The organism is Bacillus salitolerans, assembly GCF_042680805.1.
In the GTDB taxonomy this organism is placed as follows: Bacteria; Bacillota; Bacilli; order Bacillales; family SA4; genus Bacillus_CJ; species Bacillus_CJ salitolerans.
Map to the genome: position 1 here is coordinate 139,977 of NZ_JBHUEM010000055.1, position 18,719 is coordinate 158,695.

At 36.3% G+C, this 18,719-nt stretch carries 24 protein-coding genes and 1 pseudogene; 20 read left to right on the forward strand and 5 right to left on the reverse strand.

What is annotated here, in order from left to right; all coding sequences use genetic code 11:
• From ACFSCX_RS23980 to ACFSCX_RS24035, 13 genes and pseudogenes are all read left to right on the forward strand, one after another.
• Nucleotides 1-850, forward strand: an 850-nt coding sequence (locus tag ACFSCX_RS23980; protein WP_377930784.1) for a peptidoglycan-binding protein, incomplete at its 5' end; no start/stop codon positions are given.
• Nucleotides 851-859: 9 nt separating this feature from the next.
• Nucleotides 860-1,090, forward strand: a complete 231-nt coding sequence (locus ACFSCX_RS23985) for an Imm74 family immunity protein (protein ID WP_377930785.1) — start codon at nt 860-862, stop codon at nt 1,088-1,090.
• A 503-nt stretch (nt 1,091-1,593) separates the two neighbouring features.
• A complete protein-coding gene (locus ACFSCX_RS23990) occupies nt 1,594-1,827 on the forward strand; it encodes an SMI1/KNR4 family protein (protein WP_377930786.1) in 234 nt (77 codons plus the stop codon).
• Nucleotides 1,824-2,003 carry an SMI1/KNR4 family protein gene (locus ACFSCX_RS23995; protein WP_377930787.1) on the forward strand — a complete coding sequence of 60 codons (180 nt, stop codon included), beginning with the start codon at nt 1,824-1,826 and terminating at the stop codon, nt 2,001-2,003. The genes ACFSCX_RS23990 and ACFSCX_RS23995 overlap by 4 nt, the downstream gene beginning before the upstream one ends.
• A gap of 164 nt (nt 2,004-2,167) precedes the next feature.
• Nucleotides 2,168-2,347: pseudogene (locus ACFSCX_RS25755) on the forward strand (DUF7957 family protein); the annotation flags it as partial.
• Between the two features lie 60 nt (nt 2,348-2,407).
• Nucleotides 2,408-2,572 (forward strand): hypothetical protein, encoded by a 165-nt coding sequence (locus tag ACFSCX_RS24000; protein ID WP_377930788.1) that lies wholly within the window; start codon nt 2,408-2,410, stop codon nt 2,570-2,572.
• A gap of 78 nt (nt 2,573-2,650) precedes the next feature.
• Nucleotides 2,651-3,481, forward strand: coding sequence for a hypothetical protein (locus ACFSCX_RS24005; RefSeq protein ID WP_377930789.1), 831 nt, complete (start codon nt 2,651-2,653; stop codon nt 3,479-3,481).
• Entirely contained in the window at nt 3,482-3,817 is a 336-nt protein-coding gene (locus tag ACFSCX_RS24010; RefSeq protein WP_377930790.1) for a DUF7957 family protein, read from the forward strand.
• Nucleotides 3,818-3,934: 117 nt separating this feature from the next.
• On the forward strand, nt 3,935-4,123 hold the full coding sequence (locus ACFSCX_RS24015) for a hypothetical protein (protein WP_377930791.1): 189 nt from the start codon (nt 3,935-3,937) through the stop codon (nt 4,121-4,123).
• A gap of 19 nt (nt 4,124-4,142) precedes the next feature.
• Nucleotides 4,143-4,472: a hypothetical protein gene (locus ACFSCX_RS24020; RefSeq protein ID WP_377930792.1), complete on the forward strand. Its 330-nt coding sequence runs from the start codon at nt 4,143-4,145 to the stop codon at nt 4,470-4,472.
• A 157-nt stretch (nt 4,473-4,629) separates the two neighbouring features.
• On the forward strand, nt 4,630-4,842 hold the full coding sequence (locus tag ACFSCX_RS24025; RefSeq protein ID WP_377930793.1) for a peptidoglycan-binding domain-containing protein: 213 nt from the start codon (nt 4,630-4,632) through the stop codon (nt 4,840-4,842).
• Nucleotides 4,826-5,335, forward strand: a complete 510-nt coding sequence (locus ACFSCX_RS24030) for a hypothetical protein (RefSeq protein ID WP_377930795.1) — start codon at nt 4,826-4,828, stop codon at nt 5,333-5,335. Before ACFSCX_RS24025 ends, ACFSCX_RS24030 begins: the two co-directional genes overlap by 17 nt.
• Nucleotides 5,336-5,427: 92 nt before the next feature.
• The gene (locus ACFSCX_RS24035; RefSeq protein WP_377930796.1) at nt 5,428-5,799 is read left to right on the forward strand and encodes a hypothetical protein; all 372 of its coding nucleotides are present in this window, start codon (nt 5,428-5,430) and stop codon (nt 5,797-5,799) included.
• Nucleotides 5,800-6,061: 262 nt separating this feature from the next.
• Here ACFSCX_RS24035 and ACFSCX_RS24040 read toward each other — a convergent pair whose 3' ends face one another.
• Entirely contained in the window at nt 6,062-6,937 is an 876-nt protein-coding gene (locus ACFSCX_RS24040; RefSeq protein WP_377930797.1) for a helix-turn-helix domain-containing protein, read from the reverse strand.
• A gap of 122 nt (nt 6,938-7,059) precedes the next feature.
• Between ACFSCX_RS24040 and ACFSCX_RS24045 the strand changes: the two genes are divergently transcribed.
• Complete coding sequence (locus ACFSCX_RS24045) at nt 7,060-7,182, forward strand: hypothetical protein (protein WP_377930798.1); 123 nt, start codon at nt 7,060-7,062, stop codon at nt 7,180-7,182.
• A gap of 406 nt (nt 7,183-7,588) precedes the next feature.
• Nucleotides 7,589-8,824, forward strand: a complete 1,236-nt coding sequence (locus ACFSCX_RS24050) for an MFS transporter (RefSeq protein ID WP_377930799.1) — start codon at nt 7,589-7,591, stop codon at nt 8,822-8,824.
• A 362-nt stretch (nt 8,825-9,186) separates the two neighbouring features.
• Here ACFSCX_RS24050 and ACFSCX_RS24055 read toward each other — a convergent pair whose 3' ends face one another.
• Nucleotides 9,187-9,738, reverse strand: a complete 552-nt coding sequence (locus ACFSCX_RS24055; RefSeq protein ID WP_377930800.1) for a GNAT family N-acetyltransferase — start codon at nt 9,736-9,738, stop codon at nt 9,187-9,189.
• A gap of 50 nt (nt 9,739-9,788) precedes the next feature.
• The gene (locus tag ACFSCX_RS24060; protein WP_377930801.1) at nt 9,789-10,154 is read right to left on the reverse strand and encodes a VOC family protein; all 366 of its coding nucleotides are present in this window, start codon (nt 10,152-10,154) and stop codon (nt 9,789-9,791) included.
• A gap of 98 nt (nt 10,155-10,252) precedes the next feature.
• Here ACFSCX_RS24060 and ACFSCX_RS24065 point away from each other — a divergent pair, with 98 nt between their 5' ends.
• Both ACFSCX_RS24065 and ACFSCX_RS24070 read left to right on the forward strand, forming a co-directional pair.
• Nucleotides 10,253-10,813, forward strand: a complete 561-nt coding sequence (locus ACFSCX_RS24065) for a DUF1697 domain-containing protein (protein WP_377930802.1) — start codon at nt 10,253-10,255, stop codon at nt 10,811-10,813.
• 172 nt (nt 10,814-10,985) lie between these two features.
• A complete protein-coding gene (locus tag ACFSCX_RS24070) occupies nt 10,986-12,020 on the forward strand; it encodes an alpha/beta fold hydrolase (RefSeq protein ID WP_377930954.1) in 1,035 nt (344 codons plus the stop codon).
• Nucleotides 12,021-12,261: 241 nt separating this feature from the next.
• Here ACFSCX_RS24070 and ACFSCX_RS24075 read toward each other — a convergent pair whose 3' ends face one another.
• A complete protein-coding gene (locus ACFSCX_RS24075; RefSeq protein WP_377930803.1) occupies nt 12,262-12,906 on the reverse strand; it encodes a 2OG-Fe(II) oxygenase in 645 nt (214 codons plus the stop codon).
• A 240-nt stretch (nt 12,907-13,146) separates the two neighbouring features.
• The gene (locus tag ACFSCX_RS24080; RefSeq protein ID WP_377930804.1) at nt 13,147-15,315 is read right to left on the reverse strand and encodes an HIRAN domain-containing protein; all 2,169 of its coding nucleotides are present in this window, start codon (nt 15,313-15,315) and stop codon (nt 13,147-13,149) included.
• Nucleotides 15,316-15,429: 114 nt separating this feature from the next.
• On the opposite strand from ACFSCX_RS24080, the gene ACFSCX_RS24085 reads away from it, so the two are divergent.
• From ACFSCX_RS24085 to ACFSCX_RS24095, 3 genes are all read left to right on the forward strand, one after another.
• On the forward strand, nt 15,430-17,514 hold the full coding sequence (locus ACFSCX_RS24085) for an ATP-dependent helicase (protein WP_377930805.1): 2,085 nt from the start codon (nt 15,430-15,432) through the stop codon (nt 17,512-17,514).
• A gap of 57 nt (nt 17,515-17,571) precedes the next feature.
• A complete protein-coding gene (locus tag ACFSCX_RS24090; protein ID WP_377930806.1) occupies nt 17,572-17,853 on the forward strand; it encodes a hypothetical protein in 282 nt (93 codons plus the stop codon).
• A gap of 194 nt (nt 17,854-18,047) precedes the next feature.
• Entirely contained in the window at nt 18,048-18,515 is a 468-nt protein-coding gene (locus ACFSCX_RS24095; RefSeq protein WP_377930807.1) for a hypothetical protein, read from the forward strand.
• Nucleotides 18,516-18,719: the final 204 nt, after the last annotated feature.

Here is an 18,719-nt window from a genome sequence, read left to right on the forward strand (position 1 = left end):
ACAGGTTCAAACCTTACAAGCACTTTTAAAATCAATCGGGTTTGACAATGTTGAGGTGAATGGGAAGTTTGATAAGAAGACGGAGGATGCGGTTAAAGCCTTCGAGGATAGTTATGGCTATACACCTGATGGAATAGCGGGAAGTAAAATTAGAGAGAAACTTCAAGCCACAAAAGAGTATAATAAACTTGCAGACGTTGTACAATCCGAAGAATCTACATGGGATAAAGTATCAGATGCCCTAGTAAAAATGGGTAAAATGGGATTCGATTTTATCATAGGGGACGATATTAAGACTTTATTAGATGAAGATGCTAGTACACTAGATAAGGTGATTGCTGGCCTAGGTTTTGTACCAGGTGGAAAACTAGTTAACACAGGGTTAAAGCTAGCTAAGATTGGTGATAAGGTAGTTTTAGGTTTGAAGACTGGTAAGGCATCTGATAAAGGGATAGATATTTCTAAATTATCACCTTTAGTTAAAACAGAACCCAATACAGCATTTTTTTGGTCAGGGAAAAGTAATGGTATTGGAGGAGCGGAGAAAGCATTAGAGATAGCGAAGGCAAAAGGTGGTACGACCCTTGAAGGAATGATTGATTCAAAAGGTATAATAATGCCAAAATGGGATATTAACGATCCATCGTCGATTAAAGCATGGCAAGATATCTCTAGTGAGTATGCAAATCAAGTATCAGGAGAAGTGCGAGCAGTAGTTGGAAATAGTTTAAGACCAGGTAACATATGGGAGAATGTTGAGCTGCCAAGTTTAATGGAGAATCCGAATGTCACAAAAATAACTACAATCGACCCTGAAACGTTAGTCGAAAAAGTTATATTCGAAAGGTGATGTCAAACAATGAAAATTACAGGAACTTCGTCGTACATTAAAGTTGATGATTTTGAAGGTAAAAGCATGGTTATTGAAGGTGAATTGATTGTTAACGGCTTTGTTGCTTACAAGAGTTCGATGACTCATTGGGAAGGGCCTAATAGACATTTAATTGTCTCAGACGAAGATAGGGACAGATTAATCAAGGCTATTGTTGAGGAAAGTAAGAACAAAGGATTCAGCATAGAATTTGAATAAATAAAACTTGATTTAATGTTGAACTGCCCCCCAATTGTTAGACACCATCTAACAATTGGAGGTGCAGTTTTTATATGGCCAAATTTACTGCAGAAGATAAATTGCAAGCATGTTCACCACTTCTTAGAAGGAAACGAGAGTTCATATTAGAGAGCTAGCCTCATTTCCCTTAAACTGGCCTTTAAAATCGATAAAAGAGATACATGTCGTTCCAAGTAAATATATTGTGAAAAGAGTTTGTTAGTGTGGGTAAATATGTTAAGGATTTAATAAATCAAGTTGGGTTAGGGATGTGATAACTATAATTATTGATAAGTTAGAAGGTTTCGAACGTTTGACTGTTGCAGAAACAATTATTGGGAGATTAAGCATAAGCCACGAAGTGGACTCATTTTTCATGCTTTTCAATTAGAAGATGAGGACCTAGCTAAGGAGTTTATTAAAATTACATATGATTTTATTACTCTTGAAATAAAGGATAGTAGGGAAGTTGGAGGACCATAATGACAGTCGAATTAATAAATGGTATATCCATTGATATGAAAATCGTAAAAGAATTAGAAAGTAAGCTTCAAGTATCCTTTCCTAACGAATATGTAGAGTTCATTACAAACAATAATGGTGCTTATGTGTTTCCTAATGCATTTAGAGTAGGAGATATCATAGAAAGAATAATTAATTTCTATGATGTAGAAAAAACATCCCAATCTCTTGATGAAAGACTCCCAGAGGTGTGATACCGATTGCACGTGTTGCTGGCGATAATCAGCTTTGTTTAGATTTAAGAACAACTGGCTCTGCACCAAACCTATTCTGGGACTATGAAATTGAATATATAGAAAAGGGTTCCTTGTCTTTTGTTGCAGACTCTTTGTTAGACTTCTTAAATAGTTTGTTTGTATCTGAAGAATAAAGGATTATGTTGTTGATATCATTAAAGCTACAACAAATTTCAACTTTTAAATTGAAGCCAACAACTTGATGTACAAAAGTTAATGAAAGGGATGAGATGGGAAAAATTGGGACTAGTAAACTCTTTTATGTCCAAAGCCTTAGGGAGAGTCTAGAATACTGACCATAGTATTTGCTAAACAAGGAAATCAATTAATCATCAATAATCAAAGTATTAAATTTGAATACCCAATACGGTTTGTAAAAGAGGTATCAGATACACTCATTGTTCTACTTGAGATACCTAGCAATGTAACGTATCTAAATAATGTCTTCGGAATTTCTAGTACAGGTGAAATAAAGTGGAGGAAAGACACGGGGAAAGACACGGGGACAGGTACATTGTCTTTTTATCATGGAGGTATCATGAGGGTAGTATTCTCGGACTATGGAATCGGGATCAGTGAAGAAGATGGACGGTATTTCTTAAATTTTGATGAAGAGACACGGGGACAGGTACATTGTCTTTTGAAGCCTATTCTGGATACAATGCTGATGGTATTGTGGGATGGCGCATCAAAAAAGATTTAGAAGGATTTTTAACGAAACGAAAATATAACAGAAGACGAAGGCAACTTTAAGGTCTCTGGAATTAATGCGATTGGAATCATGCATGGAATTGCAGAAGAACTATGGTCATCTGTAAAAGAATCCTTTGCTCTTATACATTCATTTGACGATATGATCTATCAAACTGCTAAGCTAACAAGCAGTATTGTTTCTGGTGAAATTACAATTCAAGATATACAAGATGGATTAAAGGAATCTTTAAAAGAAGAATTTGTAGAGCCATTTGAGTATATTAAGAAACACGGAAAAGATCTTGACTCAGCTACCTATAAAGAATCGAAAGAGTTTGGTCATCACCTGACAAAAGCAATATTTACAATCGGGGCCGTCCTAACCGCGGGTGTTGGCTCAGCTGCCTTGTTGGCGAAGTTAGGTACAAAATTAGGCGGCACGCTTAAGGATATTGCTGATATTGGTAGTGAGAAAGTGTTGGATGATATAGGGAAGGGAATTGCTAATAATATAAAGAGTATAGGTAAAGACATTAAGCATGTTTCTGCAAACGATGTAAATGCTAAATACCCAGATGGTTATGAACCTCCTTATAAATCCGGTACTTTTGTAGCAGAATTTACAACGACAACTGATATACGATTTGTAAGAGTACATGGTTCAAATAATAGAGAGCGTTCATGGGTTATGAAAATGGAAGAGATTGAAGGACTTACTCCAGAACAAATTAAGGAAAAATTTGCTCTACCTGAAACCCCACACTATATAACAGATGTGTATATTCCTAAAGGTACGCGGATGAGAGTAGGTATAGCTGGTGAAAACAAGTTTGGACCAGGTGGAGGTATTCAATATGAATTATTACAAAGACTAGATGATCCTTCAATATGGCAGAACACAAGGAAGTTGAGTGATTAAATGAGTATAAATTATGATGGAAATCAGCTATTTATTTACGGAAAATCATTAAGTTTTAATGATCCAATAAGGTCTATAAAAGAATATAAAAATCTTGTGTTAGTTCTTCTTGCTGTACCTTCTGGGAAGATCAATAACAGAAATGTTTATGCAATAAATAGAGAAGATACGGACATTTACTGGCAAATTGAAGAACCAGATTTAATCTATGAAGATTGCCCATATACTAATTTTATAGAAAATAATAATCAAATAATAATTGGCAACTGGAATGGTATAACATATCTTATTGACGAAAAGAACGGTAAGAGAATTGGGGCAATTCAAACAAAATAAATATTACAACATAAATTGGAGTAAACAGGATCCAGATTCATATATTGCTAGAGCAGGTAAAAATTCAACATATTTTGACCTCGGGACAGAATTTGAAAAAATAAAAAGCAATACGATTTGTCAAACGATGATATTTTAGAATTATTTAATAAACCTTTTCTTGAGGAAGGAATCAAACAAGGAAAGAAATTTGTATTCTCTCATAATCCAATTAATGACCGTGGTTTTCTGGGGAGGGAATTAGATTACTTGGAATCAAAAGGGTATTATTTTGATGTTGAAACAATGAGTGCTAGCAAATACTAAAATATATGGAGGAGCCCATATGGATATTAGGGACTTATTGAAAATAATAGAAAGCTTTTTTGGTAAAAAAGCTAAGCAATATATGATAGAAAGTGAAAAAAGAGAGATCTCTTGTTTATTATATGATTCATTCCAATTTAAGTGTGGATTTGAAGGTCAATACGGAAATTTTAATGGCGGAATAATTGTTGGAGATAGTTATGTAGTAACTAAGTTTTTTGGAGAATTTTTATCCTTAAATAATGATGAAGAATCTATAATAAAGAGTTTAGAAAAAGTTGATCAATATTGTAGGTTAAGGTTACCTGATAAGTTTTTAAATGCATATGAGGAAGCATATTTAACTTAAACTAATACTTATAAATATATATTGAGTTATTAAGAGCTCATAGTTTACTGAATGTGAGGACTGTAACTAACTAATAAATTTTATCTACAAAAAATGTCGAAAGACACGAGGACAGGTGCATTGTCTTCCACTTAGTTGAATTATATTTTTCAAATGGTTGAGACTTCAGCGCATTCTCAATAAACTAGGATTTAATGCAGGTGCAGAAGACGGAGCTTTTGGAGCAGATATGAAAGACGCCGTTCTGCTGTTTGAGCAGTTCATGGGAAAAGCTCAGACAGAGTTGACGATAAAGGTTTATTTTATGAATAAAAAAAAATCTACACATTATTTTCCATGTGGTAACAATCCACATGGATTTTTTGTATAAAATAGACATGGGGAAACTAGCAGACATTGTACAATCCGAAGAATCTACATGGGATAAAGTATCAGATGCCCTAGTAAAAATGGGTAAAATGGGATTCGATTTTATCATAGGGGACGATATTAAGACTCTATTAGATGAAGATGCTAGTACACTAGATAGGGTGATTGCTGGTCTTGGATTGACGCCAGGTGGAAAACTAGTTAATACAGTGTTAAAGCTAGCTAAGATGGGTGATAAGGTAGTTTTAGGTTTGATGTCTGGTAAGGGTAAGGTTAATTTAAATGTTACATCATCAATAGATAAAGACCCTAGATTAGTAAAAGCAGCTGAGCAGATGGGGAAGAATACAAGATTACAAAAAGAAGCTGATGATTTAGTTTCTAGACTACAACAAGGCAATCTTAATCCAGGTAAAGGAAATAATTCTTTAGGATTTGGGGGTATACATGAATTAAGAGGAGCTAATGGAGCTAGAGTTTATTTCCGAAGTTGAGATATTGGCAAAGTCGTCAAAAGATAATCAGGACACAGTTATCATAGTACTAAGGGAATTATACGGAAAATAGTTGTGAGGGGGAAATTCTAATGAAGATTATTGAAATAAAGTATCCAACATATTTTGATGAATTAGATAAATATAATGGTAACCTTGATGTCTTTGTAACTTTGGAAGATGGAATGACTTATACAATGGTGGTTACTACTCCCAACAATTATTATTGGTATATGGATAAAGAAGAGATAGACTATATACCTGCTTCTCCTCCAGACATTATTGTTAGAACGTTAACAAAAGAGAATATACAAAAAGCAATAGAATCATATGTGGGAGATAATGCTTATTGGTTAAAATTGTATTTTCTGGCAGGGAAAGAAGACGGTGTTTTTCAACAGGAAGAAATGGATAAAATGATAAAGAAAATAATGAAAGAAATTGACGAGATTAAAAAGCTTTAACTATTCTTGGAAACCCTAGGTATACACTGGGGTTTCTTTCTTTAATGGGCTATCCAGTGCCGAATAAACGAACTACCCCATCATCCAAAGACACGGGGACAGGTACATTGTCTTTAGGTAGAGCTAAAAAATAATAGTTTCTCTTTTATAAAAAGTGCGAACCAAAATTTTACAAACCCTAAATAAAAGTTCACTCAAAACAGGTGATCTTTTATTAGGGTTTTTTTCATAAGATTTAGTTCATATCCCCCACTTTTGCTAATTAGTCAATTAAATACTGCCCTTTTTTATCTAAAACCATCTGAATAAAATTCTCACGATTTAAAAGCTTAAAAAACAAATAAGATTTCTTATAACACTCTTTTATATCATTCTCATAATTTAATCTTTCAAAACATAGTCCCTGCTGAAAGTATAATTGACCCAGTGAAGACATATCTTCATTTTCTAAGGAAATTTTTATTCCTTCTTTTACATGATAAAGAGATTCTGAATAATAATCCTTTAAAAAATATAGTTTAGAGATATTATAATGGACTTTTATATAAAACTTAGGTTGATGGTATAAGAAATCCTTAAATGATAGAATTTCATTATATTCTTTTAAACTCTTATCATACTCCTTTTTTTCTGCATAAATAATGGCGATACTATTCTTAATTCTCATATCTTCAAAGTCTTGACCGAATAATGGATGTGACTGGTCTATAAGGTTATTTAACCCAATAATACATTGTTCCCAGTCCATTTTTTTTAAGTTATAACTTGTAACAATATATGTCCATTTAATTAGCTGATCAAATCTGTAACCTAGATTTCTACTCTTTTGCTTTAATTCAAAAGAACTTATATCAAATGCATCTTGATAATCCAAGTTCTTCATTAGGTGCTCAATATGGTTAACAGTTTCTTCTATATAGTGTTGTGTTTCATTTAACAAAATTTTTATAAAATAGTCTAGGTTTACTTTAAGCCTTAGAGATATAGAATATAAAATGTCTAAACTAGGATAAACTTTTCCTGCTTCTACACCGCTAATAGTAGGTTGTGTACAGATTCCATCTGCCAATTGCTTTTGAGATATTTTATGTTTTTTTCTGAGTCTTTTAATTTCCTTTCCCAATAGAATAGTATCCATTTTACCCTCCCAAATATAAGAAGCTTTATATTATATTGTTAATTACTATGACAATGTAACAAAAAATGCTATAATTCGCCCTATTTAGAATTAGAGTCCAAATTCATATTGGAGGAGTTAAAGTGAAGAAGGTTTTTAAATCTGTATTAATAATCATGGCTATCCTAGTAATTTCTCAGTATTCAGACATAAGCTCGAATATAGTTAACTTAGCTGAGGATGAAGGACTGCCATTTATAAATTAAAGTAACTAAACAAATTTTACCATATAACTACCAATTTTGGGACCCTATGGATTGGAAATCAGTCTTTTTAAGAAAGTAACTAAAGAAAAAATAAAGACCTCCGAGAGCAAATTGAGCTCAGGATTCCTGATAAGTTCTTAATGTATTATGGATGGAAATAGCAAAGCCTTGCCTAAATACGAGCTATATAGAGCTTGCTTTTAACCACTTCGAAAATAATGATGGAAATAACAATAATAGAGGAATAATATGTAAGTAAGAAAAAGTCTAAAAAAGAGGTGACTTACATGTCAGTACAAAATAAAGGTAGCTGTTAATCTAGAGCTAGCACGACTGATCAGGCTAGACCTCCTCCCTAAAGGTTGTTAGTGAGAAAAGTAAACTAACATCATGGAGGAGAAGGAATATGTTGTACGCTCGCTTAAACAGAAACATTAGCAAAATATTTTTGATTGTAGGTTGCCAGTCCTTTATTCTGGCATATGTAATTGAGAGGATATTTGCGCTTGAGAGAGGATTAAGCATTCTAGAAATGCAGTATATTTTGATTATCTATTCCACCACCAGTTTAATTCTTGAGGTTCCGTTTGGCGTGCTGGCTGATAAGTGGAAGAAGAAATATGTGTTATCTCTAGGGATATTCTTTTGTTGCTTTGAATTTTTCATTAGTATCTATGCATACAGCTTTACGGTATTCAGTCTTGCCTTTTTATTAGCAGCGATTGGTGGAAGTCTCAAGTCAGGGATTATGGACAGTATTTTATTTGAGACGCTAAAAGGAATAAAGAGAGAATCGGAGTTTGAAAAGTTTAAAGGGTATGTCAACCTTTTAAAGTATATGACGTCAGGGATAGCTGGGATTGTTGGAGGATATGTTGCTTATTACTACGGTCTTGAATATAGCTATTGGTTTTCCTTATTCGGTCTTATTCTAGCCGCACTAGTGAGCCTTACTCTTTATGAACCGGTTGCCCTATCAAATAAGCCAACTGAAGATGAGGGCTCAAAGCTAAACAGCTTTATCCTTCATATTATGACTTCAGTAAAAATTGTTCGAAGCAAGCCTGGGTTATTTCAGGTTATGATATACGGAAGTATAATAGGAGCCATTCTCTATGGTCAGCTCCATGAAATGAGCTCGATTATTTATCCAGACATCGGGATACCACTTAGCCACTTTGGTTATATAAGCTTGACGATTACTCTATTTGGCGGATTAGCTGGGGTATGGGCTTATAAGGTAAGAGAAAAATTAGGCTACGTGACTACTTTTGGGATGATTCTCGGCATCTCCATTATTAGCATATATCTGTATAGCGAAGCTACAATGTGGTGGCATGTTGTATATCTTGTAGTTGCTATTTTTATGATGGAGTTGGTCTCACCTTTAACGGCAGGCTACGTTCATCATCGAATTGAAGATCAGTATCGTGTAACGATTAGCTCGCTTGATTCATTTTTAATCAATGCACTGACAATCTTAGTCAGCTTATTGTTTGGTTATGTAGCCGAGCAGTGGTCAATCTATGTAGCCTATAAGATGATGGCAATGATCCTAATGGTATACGGAGTGTTCATCGTCATGTTAAAGATCAAATCGAGGGTACGTGGCGGAGCATCAAGTGTTAGGCAGGGTGTTTAGGGTTTGAATAGGTAGGGGGACGGTTATTGGGACCGTCCCCTAATTTTTTATTATGCAGCAAATAGTTATTGGAATAGGTTTTAGCTACCTTATAAATCAGATAGATATATCTCGGACTTTTCATCTGTTAATAAGACTATTATATTTCCAAGAGAAGTGCCGTCTGGGACATTTTGGTTGATAATCTGACTTAAAATGTCTGAGAGAAGAGGTATCAGAGACATTTGACGCGGAAATCCGCCTTGAAATGTCTGAGAGAGCTGCCGTCATAAATATTTTTTTATAAATGTAGTACACCCTCAAATAGAAAAAGGACGAACCTTCTCCTTCTAAATAGGAGGTCAGAATTCGTCCTTTCACGATCACGCTTTTCCGATAAGATCCTTTTCAAGCAAAGAATACATAATATGGTCTTCCCATGTGTCGTGAATTTTTAAATACTCACGAGCAATACCTTCTCTAACAAATCCAACTTTTTCTAGTACTTTAGCAGATCCGATGTTTCGTGGCATTACTCCAGCCTCAATTCGATGAGCACCTATTTGCTTAAAAGCAAACTTTACCATCAACTGGACTGCCTCGGTCATATATCCTTTTCCATACAGATCCCTATCCAAAGAATATCCTAAGACATATTTATCACCTGGAACAAATTTATAAAGTCCAATACTACCGATCAGCTGATTCGTATTGTTTATAAATATTCCAAAAGTAATTCGTGATTTCTCTTCGTAATCTTTACTCCACTTTTCAACCATCTGCTCATGATTTTCCAATGTATAATAGCTGTCTGTATATACCATTGGAGATATGGCTTCAAACTCAACTCGATTCTTTCGATTTAGGTCTAGTAAATTTTGTGCATCTGATAACTGAAATTGTCTTAGATGAATGTTAGTCGATTGAAGATTCATAGGAATTCACCTCGATGAATGATTTTTATGGAAGTAGAACAGATTCACCTTTATTTAATCTGCGTAAACGCCCATTGATGCCCGTCTGGGTCTACTAATTCAAATTCAACATCTCCCCAAGGGCGCTCGACTGGTGCATCGATTCGTTTGCTGTCTTGCTGATGATCAAGGGGTTCTAGTCCCTGGCTTACAACATGCTGAAACATTTCTTCCACGTTATGTACGCCAGCATGAATAGCCGTCATGCCTGGATTCGTTGTATCAGATGGATGCAGCATGATGTATGTACCGCCAAGCTTAAACCAATGCATTCCATCAAACCCATTTACATATGTAAACCCTACCTTCTCATACCATTCCTTTGATAGTTCAGTTTCCTTACAAAATAGAACAATGTGATGAATACTTTCTAGCATATGGCCCCACTCCTTATATGATAACTTATACTATTAGATTCTATATTTTTTGAGAAATACCTTTTATACTATAGATAAAAGAATGGAAGGAGATTCCAATGACAATTTACATTGCACTACTACGTGGGATTAATGTTGGTGGAAAAAATAAAATGAAGATGGATGAATTGAGGAAATTGCTCGAATCGCTTGGCTTAAAGAGTGTTCAAACGTATATTCAAAGCGGAAATGTGGTGTTTGAATCAGAGGAAGATGCCGATGCGCTTCAAGAGAAGTTAGAGAGTGAAATCCTTCGCGTGTTTGGGTTTTCGGTACCTGTAATCATCAGAACGGCAAACGAGCTTGCGTTAGTAAAGGTAGGCTGTCCATTTTCTGAAGAGGAGATTTCAGAAGCTGATTTATCGTCAGTAGGAGAGAGTCTGTACGTAGCCTTTTTAGAGGATGTTCCTAATCAAGTAGATGTTGATCGACTGGATGCCTTCAAAAGTGAATATGAATCCTATCATCTTGCCGGCAGGGACATCTACCTGTTATTTGGCCAGAGCATTCGGAATTCCAAGCTGGCAACCAATCTACAAAAGCTAAGTGTAGCAGCAACAGTGCGAAACTGGAAAACGGTTAATAAGATTGCGTCGATGGTAGAGGGGATAAAGGAATAGTCGTAAACCATAGAGGGGGCTTGAGTGTAGAGTCCTCTTTTTTATTTTCAAAAATACTCATGAATGGAAATAGATGTTAAAATCAATGTATCTACCATCTTACTAAGAGAAAATTTAAAGGAGTCTTATCTTGACTACAAAAATACGAAGGTTGATTAAAATTAATTTAATCATGCTCACCCTATTAATCTTACTAGGATTCGTGCTTCCAACCTGGACCCCAAGTATAGAAGGGGAATATAGTGTAAGTACATTAGAGCAGGCCGAGATTAACGGTACGGAGCTTGAAGTCATGATAAGAGGAGTTGATCGTCGTAATCCGATTATCGTCTTTGTCCACGGGGGACCAGGTTGTTCTGAGATTCCATATGTAAGAAAGTATCAAGATTTGCTTGAAGAGCATTTCACGATTGTTCATTATGATCAGCGGGGAAGTGGGAAGTCGTATCACTTTTTCGAGGATTACACTGGCATCACAACCGCTCAACATGTCGAGGATTTACTGGCCATAACCGATTATGTGACAAATATGTTTTCACAAGAAAAGGTAGTACTCATTGGTCATTCATTCGGTACTTATATCGGCATGAAGGCAGCAGCAGTAGCACCGGAAAAATTTGTTGCTTATATTGGAATCGGCCAGGTTTCGGATAAAGTTCAAAGTGAAGTTGACAGCTTAGAATATACACTGAGACAGGCAACGCTTGCAGGTAACGAGAAAGATGTGGAAAAGCTTAAGAATCTGAGGGACTCCATTGAAGGTGGTGAACGCATAACCCCTAGACACGTAGTCCGTAAATATGGTGGTGGTGCTAGATTAATAGATGATAACTTGGATTACTATACAGGATTCCTATTCAATCCTGAATACAATTTACTGGATGTTGTTCGTTATGTAAGAGGAGTTTCGCAAACTCAAGGAATTTTAATGGATGAAGAGAAGCGTCATAATCTGCCATCACTTGTTGATGAACTAGAAATACCGACCTTTTTTGTGATGGGTAAGTACGATTATATGACCTCTACAAATCAAGCAAAAGAGTACTTCGATGAACTTAAAGCACCGGTAAAGGAATTTGTTCTTTTTGAAAAATCAGCTCATTATCCACAATTTGAGCAAGAAGAAGAATTTAAAGAGTGGCTGGTGACAGTCACCACCCGTATTTTCTTGTTTCACAAGAATGTTTCACGAACACAAACTGATTAAACAAGTATCACAATAAAGCGTGATATAATACGCTTCAAGTCGCAGGATGTGGGAGAAGGCCACTAGAACTGATAAGGAATTTGAAAAATATAAGAGAAGAAATAGTTAAGGTTGCATAATACCTTAACAAACCATCCTCTGTTATTTCCTCGAAAAAATACTCTACAAATCATTCAACCCAATAAACAAAAAGAGAGACTTATCACTTCTTTTCAAAAAGAAAGTGAAACGTCTCTCAGTTTTATTTATATCGTTTTCTCCTCATCCATTGTGTTGCTGCCCATTTATCTCCGATGACAACAGGTGCTCCGCCATGCAATGTTAGGTCGTTTAACGCCTGATCCTCATAGAAGTATTCGAAATACACCGCCATCCCTTTTTGAGGGGACACTGCCAATTTTAGGTGAGGAAAATATGTTTCTCCGCCATACTCGACGTCATTGAGGTACATGACGAGTGTGCTAATTCGAGGATTATTTACTACATTACTCTTGGATGTAAAGAAATCATAATGCGCTTTATACTCTTGGTTGATTTGATAATTCAAAACCTGTAGCCCTTCACCATGTTCAACTGGGATATTCATAATTTGAGAGATACGTTTTTCCACTCTTGTTACAACATCACTTTCTCCCTCTGGCAAGAAGGTACTACTACTTGTTCTTAGTTCGTTTTCCTCCCGAACGGAACCAATCTTGGAACGCTTCATTCTGTCTTGCGATAATCGAATGAGCTCATCACATTCTTCATCGCTTAGTACATTTCCTAAAACAACAATCAGTGGTTCTTCCATTCTAACAATAATTTGTATGTCACGATCCTCTGTCTTTATCTTGTTACCCGAGTGGTTAAAAATCGTGAGCTCCTTTGTTGTTTCTACTGTCAATTTTCATCAGCCTCTTTAATATTTTTAAATTTCTGAAAAAAGAGAAGAGATTTGGTTAAAAGATAGTATGAGTGATTTGCTTTGTATCCAGGGAATCTGGATTTAACTTTACAACTACCTCCATTAAATTGACGGTTTCGATGAATCATTTTCCTTTCAATTTTAATCTGTGTAAGCTGTAATTTCTACAATTTTTTGATGGAAAAAGGACGGTGCTTCAGAAAGCACCGTCCCTTTTTACTAGACTGTCAGTTGGATTTCAACGAACATTGAATAATCGTCACAACGAACCTCTGTTAGTTTACTTGAAATAGTAAGTCCATTATCTACCTCAGGTGATAAAAAGACGGCGACTTCTCTTGGGATCCATCCAATAGAATTACCAGTAGATGTATAGACACCAATCGCATTTCGGTCATGCACATTTTGTGGATCTCTTTTTAACACAATCGGATCGGTTAGATGTAGATTTCTAATCGTTTCTGGTCTTCCTTCAAACGAGATACCTGCTAAGGTTTCCTTCGAGTATAATCGTACACCCTTCGTTTTTAAATAATAAACGAGATTCTTTGATTCTCTTAACAGCGGGAGCAACAAATTGACGCTAAATCCTGGGGTAGTGACAAGACCATTGTTATATAGTTTTAGCACGGAGAAATGCTTATTTTCCCCGCGCTGTAATACGGCTTCAAGCGCACGATCCCCGTACTCGGGTATTGTGATAAATTTTGTACCATTCGAATTCATAAGAGTTAAAAAATCTTCCGCATCTCCTTTATGTATAGATGCTAGAAACATTTCGTCTTCATTTTGAAATTGACAATAGTGTTCAATCACTTTGATAACCCGATTCGCAAACGGTGACTGACGGTTTACTCTCATTAAATAGGACATAGGGTCTTGCCTGTGCTTGTTCGCGGATAGGACATTCTTTAGAAACAATTCGTTAAATTGATCAATCGCTACATGCATGGCACTCTCTGAAACAACGTCAAATTCATTTAAAATAAGAGAAGTAATTCGGTCATATCGATGGGCAGCAACTGATAGAAGGTGCTCATCGGTTAGTTGAAATTGGATATCTCCATTTTGTTTCCGCTTAAACAGCTGCTCCAAGAAGATGGTATTCCCTTTACGAAGAGCTGCCGTAATCATGTTACTTGGTACGATATCCATCTCGTTTACGAAGAGATTTGGAATCGCAACCCGGTGATAGGTACAATCCATTGTTTGTTCGAGCATCTTATCGCTTACAAAAAAGAATGAAGGATTTTTACGTTTTCGGGCAATTATTTTTTCTAAAAACGGAATATTTTCTTTTTGAATGGCGACTATAATAACCTGTTCGGAAATTGAATCGCTATGACGAAGCAGGAGCTCATCGACCTCTGCTGATTTTGTTTTGATGGCTTCCATAAACAATTCATCGGTCATATCAAATGAAAGTGTCCCTTCACGTTTTAATTCAAAGGCACTTTCTAAAAATACAAAATTAACCTGGTAAATAGCCTGCTTCACAACTATAGGTGATAGGTGGGTTACTTCTTTCAGAAGTAGGGAGAGATAATGTGCATAACGAGAATTATTGATTGAACGACAATTCACGACGTTTATTAAAAATTCCTCTCCTATTGTTGAGCCCACACTGCCTGCCTGTCGCAATTCTAAGACTCTTTCTAAAAACGAAAAACAATGATGGTCTACAGCTACTTTCATCGTTGCAGGAGGCAAATCAAATTTTCTTCCATGTTTATGATGAGGCATTAGGAATTTTTCAAATGAACTTTTTACATGTTGAAAAACATCACTAATAATGGTAGTCGCAAAGGAAGTAGCCTGTTGTTCTACTATCTTATCAGGAACGAATTCATTGTAAGCATTTAGTAGATTAACAGCAGATGTATCACAAATTTTTAGCGCTTTCTCTAGCATTTGAGGATCGAAGTCTTGTATCTGACTTACAAAATAACGAGTAGCTTCATGCTTTTTATTCAAAATCGATAGCTTTAAGAATTCGTTTAGCTCCTGCTGATAAGTTGGGCTATAACTCTCATAATAGCGAAGTAACGTTGCATCATCAATCGGTGATTGGAAAAGCTGCTTTACGATTTGGGATTGCTGACTTGAATCTACTTTTTCGAGTAAGAGCTTCACAGCTGTCATATTGCCGTAACGAATGGCAACACGTATCGGATTATCCTGTTGATGGTTCTTCTTATTGAAATCAGCACCATTATCTAGTAAAAACTGTATCATCTCTATTTTATCTAGCTTTGACATGAAAATGATCAGGGGTGTATTCCCTTTTTTGTCGGTTAAATCAGGTGTCCCCCAGAATTTTATAATGGCAGAGGCTCCTTGTGTGTTGCCATTCAACAAATGCTCCATCAGGCTTTCAAAGTTGTACATGTCAGACACTCCCATATAAATTTCTTACTACTCATTGTAAAGGAAGAATCGCGATAATGGTATACTAATAGACAGAGTATATCGTGAACAAAACAGCTTAGGAGTGTAACTACCATGGAGATTGCAAATCGACAACATTATCGTACGACACCCATCGGAGCAAAGGGAACGACGATTCCATATTCCGAGATTGTGACTCACCAAACGACGATGGATCTTGTCTCAGATCAAGAGGTTGATCATCATTATTTTCGTGCATTAGAGAAGGAAGGGGTATTTCTAAACCGTGCACAGCTTGAAGCCGTTCGTGCTTCAAGAGGGCCACATCTGATTATTGCGGGAGCTGGAAGTGGAAAGACTAGAGTGTTAACGTCTAGAGCTGGTTATTTGTTAACCTATGATACTACCATCAGACCAAACAATATGATGCTAGTGACATTTACGCGAAAAGCGGCATTGGAAATGCTTAGCCGAATTCAGCGACTTCCTGGAATTTCAAGAAAGATGGCAACAGAGATGGTAAGTGGCACCTTCCACTCTATTTTCCTCAGAATTCTTCGTAAAATGAAGTATGACCAGCAAATCCTTTCCAATGAAAAGTGGAAGGAAATCATGGTGAAGGGGATACTGAAGGAAGAAAGGCTTCATGATTCGTATGAACCAGAAACGATTTTATCGTGCATTTCCTCCTTTAAAGCAAACTTACAAAGACCAGGGGATGTACTGGCGAAAACGCCCATTGAACGTGAGATACAGGGGATTTATGAGAAATATGAGCATGTGAAAAATTCAAAAAATCTTATGGATTTTGATGATATCTTAATGGAGTCGTATTACTTGCTTAAGGAGAATGAATCCTTGCTGGAACGAATTCAAGGTACGATCCGCTACGTGCAGGTTGATGAGTATCAGGACGTGAATAAAGCTCAGCATGAGCTAATTAAATTGATTGTGAAAGCCCCAGATCAAAATGTGTTTTTTGTAGGGGATGAGGATCAGGTCATTTACAATTTCCGTCATGCCACGCCGAAGTATATTTTAAACCTATCAAAGGAGTACCCAAATTTAAAAACGATTACCTTAGGGACGAATTACCGAAGCACGGATTCAATTGTGGGGCTTGGCAATGAAATCATTAAACATAATAAATATAGACTTGGTAAACAATTGACGGCGACAAAAACTAGTCATACGACGCCATTTTATATGCGACCTTCTGATACGTTAGAGGAAGCGGTGCAAATTGTTGATAATATTCAAGCAGATGTGAGTTTACGAGAAAGAGAGTATAAGGATTATGCAATCTTGTATCGGACACATAATAATAGCCGGAACATTTTTGATGAGCTCGTATTAAGGGATATCCCGTTTGTGACGAAGAATGAGAAGGTGTTCTATGAGCATCCTCTAGTGAAACCGGTCCTTGACCATTTGCGCTTATCCCAAAATCCGAATCTAATAGAGGCGATTGAAAGTGTCGCTCCGAGCATGTATTTGAATAAGGAGAAGGCTGTTCAACACGTGCTAGAGGCCACCCTTGGTCAACAAAAGAAAAATATGCTGAGGTCTCTCTTAGTGGTACCTAGTTTAAAGCCTTTCCAAATGCAGAAAATTTATGATCGAATAGAATTCATCGAAGGGTTAAAAGATAAAAAGCCAGTGGATGCGATACGTGAGGTTCGTAAAGGACAGCCGAAATATGATGAGTATCTAGAGAGTGATGAACGGAAGACTTTGACACAGCAGAAAGAGATGGTTCGGGAAACGATGGATGAGTTAGAAGCTTCCGCAACCAGGTTTAATACGATTGAAGAGTACCTTGCCTTTATTGATAAGATTCTCGATAAGTATAAAAATATGGAACAGCTTCGTAAGGAACCGAATGCTGACTGTATACAGCTCATGACGATTCATTCTGCGAAAGGATTAGAATTTCCAGTCGTATATGTCATTGGATTCAGTCAAACAATCCTGCCCCATGCATCAGCCTTTAGTGCAAACGACAAGCAGGACCGCTTAATTCCCGAAGAAAACAAGGAACAGCTCGAAGATAACGCCTTTGAAGAAGAACGACGCCTAGCCTACGTAGCCGTCACCCGTGCTCAAGAAGAACTGTACCTCTCCTCGCCACAGGAATACCGAAACAAAACCGTCGACGTATCGAAGTTTTTGTTAGATGCATTCTCTAGTGCAAAGTGACAGTCACCACCCGGTTTTTCTTGTTTCACAAAATTGTTTCACAGGGAGATGAACAGCGTGGGAAATCAATGGGATGACTCTTATGAACGGTACGGGAATGGATATAATCGAACTAGACGAAATCCATCCTACACAAATAGCTGCAGAGTATGCCAGCAAAAATTTAAAACTACCGAGTCCGGGAAGACTATTTGCCAAACATGTGAGGAGGCAAGGCAGTTAGCTAACGAGCGCTTCGCTAAGATGAATCTCTCTACTAGTGAATACGAGAAACAAAAAATGCAAAAGCAGCGAGAGCGGGATGAGAGGGAGAGAGCGAAAAGAGAGTTCGGGTGGTGATCTGTACTAGGAATCATTAAAGTTTCTAGCTTGTAAACCTCGGTCTATGCAATATAAATACAAATGAAAAGCCGTAAAGTACAAACACTTTACGGCTTTTTTTTGTTGAGCTAGAAGATGAAAACACCCATCCAAATGGTGTATATTGGAAGTTAAAGGATTTATAATAAGTAAATAATAAGGAGATGTTCAAAATGAGAGATTATGTACTTCGCCTAATCAGAATATTTCCAGTTTATATTTCACTCTATGGAGTTAGTTTTTTAGTAGGAGTTTTTTCGTATCAATTATTTCTTGGTGAACCCATTGACCATAACATATATTTATCAGGTGGACTCATAGGGTTATTAGTTTCATTACTTCCTGCTTTATTATTAGGGAAAAAGAGCAGAGACATCTCAAATAACTTTATCCTTGCTTTACTGGGCTATTTACTTTTAAGTCAAATACTTTGTACTTTGCTACCAGTGCTTATTGTACGCATGCTAAATACAAGCCTATCAGGAACATACCAGATGTTATCAGAAATATTTCCATACTATATTTATGGGTCCCGTTATTTACTCTTAAATTTGGTGTTATCATGTCTATTCTTTTTGCTTGGAATAGCGCTTTTAGATAATAAACAAGTTTTTGGGAAAATTCTCAAAAAAATTTTATGACAATATAATAAGAAGGGGGGAGCATGTTGCTCCCTTTATGAAACAAGTGAACGCAAGTGGATTTTGATTTAGTGGAACAAGCCAAGCTAAATCTATAGCGTACGGGGATTTGACTTTGTAAATTTAAAAAGGTCGTCAATAGTCGGAAGTTTGAGAGACTCATAGCCGGAGCCATTTTATTAAATATAAGGAAAGCATTCTTAA

Excerpts from the sequence above, each read along its gene's own strand:
- ACFSCX_RS23985 (WP_377930785.1), top strand. The coding sequence starts at position 860 with ATGAAAATTACAGGAACTTCGTCGTACATTAAAGTTGATGATTTTGAA.
- ACFSCX_RS23990 (WP_377930786.1), top strand. The coding sequence starts at position 1,594 with ATGACAGTCGAATTAATAAATGGTATATCCATTGATATGAAAATCGTA.
- ACFSCX_RS24000 (WP_377930788.1), top strand. The coding sequence starts at position 2,408 with ATGAGGGTAGTATTCTCGGACTATGGAATCGGGATCAGTGAAGAAGAT.
- ACFSCX_RS24005 (WP_377930789.1), top strand. The coding sequence starts at position 2,651 with ATGCATGGAATTGCAGAAGAACTATGGTCATCTGTAAAAGAATCCTTT.
- ACFSCX_RS24010 (WP_377930790.1), top strand. The coding sequence starts at position 3,482 with ATGAGTATAAATTATGATGGAAATCAGCTATTTATTTACGGAAAATCA.
- ACFSCX_RS24020 (WP_377930792.1), top strand. The coding sequence starts at position 4,143 with ATGGATATTAGGGACTTATTGAAAATAATAGAAAGCTTTTTTGGTAAA.
- ACFSCX_RS24030 (WP_377930795.1), top strand. The coding sequence starts at position 4,826 with ATGGATTTTTTGTATAAAATAGACATGGGGAAACTAGCAGACATTGTA.
- ACFSCX_RS24035 (WP_377930796.1), top strand. The coding sequence starts at position 5,428 with ATGAAGATTATTGAAATAAAGTATCCAACATATTTTGATGAATTAGAT.
- ACFSCX_RS24040 (WP_377930797.1), bottom strand. The coding sequence starts at position 6,937 with ATGGATACTATTCTATTGGGAAAGGAAATTAAAAGACTCAGAAAAAAA.
- ACFSCX_RS24050 (WP_377930799.1), top strand. The coding sequence starts at position 7,589 with ATGTTGTACGCTCGCTTAAACAGAAACATTAGCAAAATATTTTTGATT.
- ACFSCX_RS24055 (WP_377930800.1), bottom strand. The coding sequence starts at position 9,738 with ATGAATCTTCAATCGACTAACATTCATCTAAGACAATTTCAGTTATCA.
- ACFSCX_RS24060 (WP_377930801.1), bottom strand. The coding sequence starts at position 10,154 with ATGCTAGAAAGTATTCATCACATTGTTCTATTTTGTAAGGAAACTGAA.
- ACFSCX_RS24065 (WP_377930802.1), top strand. The coding sequence starts at position 10,253 with ATGACAATTTACATTGCACTACTACGTGGGATTAATGTTGGTGGAAAA.
- ACFSCX_RS24070 (WP_377930954.1), top strand. The coding sequence starts at position 10,986 with ATGCTCACCCTATTAATCTTACTAGGATTCGTGCTTCCAACCTGGACC.
- ACFSCX_RS24080 (WP_377930804.1), bottom strand. The coding sequence starts at position 15,315 with ATGTACAACTTTGAAAGCCTGATGGAGCATTTGTTGAATGGCAACACA.
- ACFSCX_RS24085 (WP_377930805.1), top strand. The coding sequence starts at position 15,430 with ATGGAGATTGCAAATCGACAACATTATCGTACGACACCCATCGGAGCA.
- ACFSCX_RS24095 (WP_377930807.1), top strand. The coding sequence starts at position 18,048 with ATGAGAGATTATGTACTTCGCCTAATCAGAATATTTCCAGTTTATATT.